The following is a 2,412-nucleotide window of genomic DNA, read 5'->3' as shown; positions in this document are numbered from 1 at the left end:
TCGCGGCGACCGTCGCGGACCGCTACTACATCGTCGAGCACGGCAAGGTGATCGACGGTTTTAAGAACTCGGATCTGCAAGCCAATATGGACAAGCTTCACACCTATCTCGGCGTCTGAACGACGTCTTCAAGCACGAGCCACGGAGATATTCATGAAAAACAGAATCTCGGCATTATTGCTTGGTACCGCGCTGGCGTTTGGCGCGAGCAGCGCAGCGCTTGCGCAGGACAAGACCATCAAGATCGGCGTACTGACCGACAATTCGGGTCTTTACTCTGATCTTGGCGGCGCGGGCTCCACGCTAGCCGCCCAGATGGCCGTGGAAGATTCCGGGCTTGCGGCCAAGGGCTGGAAGATCGACGTGATTTCCGCCGACCATCAGAACAAGCCCGACATTGCCGTCAACACCGCGCGACAGTGGATCGACGTCGACAAGGTCGACATCTTCATGGACGTGCTGAACTCCGGCGTTGCCCTGGCCGTCAATAATCTGGTCAAGGAAAAGAACGTCATCATGATCAATACCGGCGCGGCGTCGTCGGATCTCACCAATGCGCAGTGCTCACCGAACACGATTCACTGGGTTTACGACACCTACATGCTGGCCAACAGCACCGGCCAGGCCCTGGTGAAGGCCGGCGGCGACACCTGGTACTTCCTGACCGCTGACTACGCCTTCGGTCACGCGCTGGAGCGCGACACCAGCGCGGTCGTTCTGAAGTCCGGCGGCAAGGTGATCGGCACCGTCAGGCATCCGCTGAACACCGCGGATTTCTCCTCGTTCCTGCTGCAGGCGCAGGCGTCGAAGGCCAAGATCGTCGGCATGGCCAATGCCGGCGGCGACACCACCAACACGATCAAGCAGGCGTCCGAGTTCGGCATCGTCGCGGGCGGACAGAAGCTCGCCGGCCTGCTGCTGTTCATCACCGACGTTCACTCGCTCGGTTTGAAGGTGGCGCAGGGCCTGAGTTTCACGGAGACGTTCTACTGGGACCTGAATGATGGAACCCGCGCGTTCTCGAAGCGCTTCTCCGAACGCACCAAGAGCAAGGCGATGCCGTCCATGGTGCAGGCCGGCGTCTATTCGGGCCTGATCCACTACTTCAAGGCGCTGGAAGCGATGGGCGGCAATTCGCATGACGGCATCAAGATTGTCGAGAAGATGAAGTCGATGCCCACCGACGATTCCCTGTTCGGCAAGGGCTCGATCCGCGCCGACGGCCGCAAGCTCCACCCAGCCTATCTGTTCGAGGTCAAGAAGCCCTCGGAATCCAAGGGTCCCTGGGACTACTACAAGCTGATCGGAACCACCCCCGGAGACCAGGCCTTCCGGCCGCTTTCGGAAAGCGCCTGTGCGCTGGTAAAGAAGTAATAATGGCTGCCCGCCGGCGCCTGGCGCCGGCGGGTTTCCGCCCGACGTTTACAGAAGATTGAGTTTCGAAAGATCGATCGATGCAGGCTCTCTACGCGCAGCTTCTGGTGGGACTGATCAACGGCTCGTTTTATGCGCTGTTGAGCCTTGGGCTCGCCGTGATCTTCGGGATGCTCAACATCATCAATTTCGCGCACGGCGCGGTCTACATGATGGGCGCGTTCTGCGCCTATTTCCTGCTCAACGTCATGGGCATCGGATACTGGCCGGCGCTGATCATCGCGCCGATTGCGGTCGGCATTTTCGGCATGATCCTGGAACGGACCATGCTGCAATGGCTGGCCGGGCTCGATCATCTCTACGGGCTTTTGCTGACCTTCGGAATCGCGCTGATCGTCCAGGGCATCTTCCAGAACTATTTCGGCTCGTCGGGATTGCCCTACGCGATCCCCGATGAACTGAAGGGCGGCATGAACCTCGGCTTCATGTTCCTGCCGATCTATCGCGGATGGGTGGTGGTGTTCTCGCTGATCGTCTGCATCGCCACCTGGTATCTGATCGAAAAGACGCGGCTCGGCGCCAATTTGCGCGCCGCCACCGAAAACCCGACGCTGGTGCGAGCCTTCGGCATCAACGTGCCCCGGATGATCACGCTGACCTACGGGCTCGGCGTCGGTCTGGCCGCGCTGGCCGGCGTGTTGTCGGCGCCGATCAACCAGGTGCGGCCGCTGATGGGTGCCGACCTCATCATCGTGGTGTTTGCGGTGGTGGTGATCGGCGGCATGGGCTCGATCATGGGTTCGATCATCACCGGCTTCGCGCTCGGCGTGATCGAGGGACTGACGAAATACTTCTACCCCGAAGCCTCCAATACCGTGGTCTTTGTGCTGATGGTGCTGGTGCTGCTGGTGAAACCGACGGGACTGACGGGACGGGCGACAACATGAGCGTATTGACCGACGATACCCTGCCGGCAGGCCCGCGCAGCATTCGCGACGAGATGATCGTGTTCGCCGTGATGGCGGCGCTGCTGGCGGC

At 60.7% G+C, this 2,412-nt stretch carries 2 protein-coding genes and 1 pseudogene; all 3 read left to right on the top strand.

Annotated elements, in window-relative coordinates; translation table 11 throughout:
* A pseudogene (locus Q7T45_RS25200) lies at window positions 1-119 on the top strand (ABC transporter ATP-binding protein); the annotation flags it as partial.
* 34 nt (window positions 120-153) lie between these two features.
* Complete coding sequence (locus tag Q7T45_RS25195) at window positions 154-1,374, top strand: ABC transporter substrate-binding protein (RefSeq protein ID WP_304874550.1); 1,221 nt, start codon at window positions 154-156, stop codon at window positions 1,372-1,374.
* Between the two features lie 80 nt (window positions 1,375-1,454).
* On the top strand, window positions 1,455-2,321 hold the full coding sequence (locus Q7T45_RS25190; protein ID WP_304874548.1) for a branched-chain amino acid ABC transporter permease: 867 nt from the start codon (window positions 1,455-1,457) through the stop codon (window positions 2,319-2,321).
* The last annotated feature ends 91 nt before the right edge of the window (window positions 2,322-2,412 follow it).

It is taken from the genome of Bradyrhizobium sp., from assembly GCF_030646015.1.
Classification (GTDB): Bacteria; Pseudomonadota; Alphaproteobacteria; order Rhizobiales; family Xanthobacteraceae; genus Bradyrhizobium.
Note: the sequence above shows the minus strand (reverse complement) of the source record. Positions and strands in the feature narration are given on the sequence as shown.

Bases quoted from the DNA above. Each gene is read 5' to 3' on its own strand.
- Q7T45_RS25190 (WP_304874548.1), top strand. From the start codon at position 1,455: ATGCAGGCTCTCTACGCGCAGCTTCTGGTGGGACTGATCAACGGCTCG.
- Q7T45_RS25195 (WP_304874550.1), top strand. From the start codon at position 154: ATGAAAAACAGAATCTCGGCATTATTGCTTGGTACCGCGCTGGCGTTT.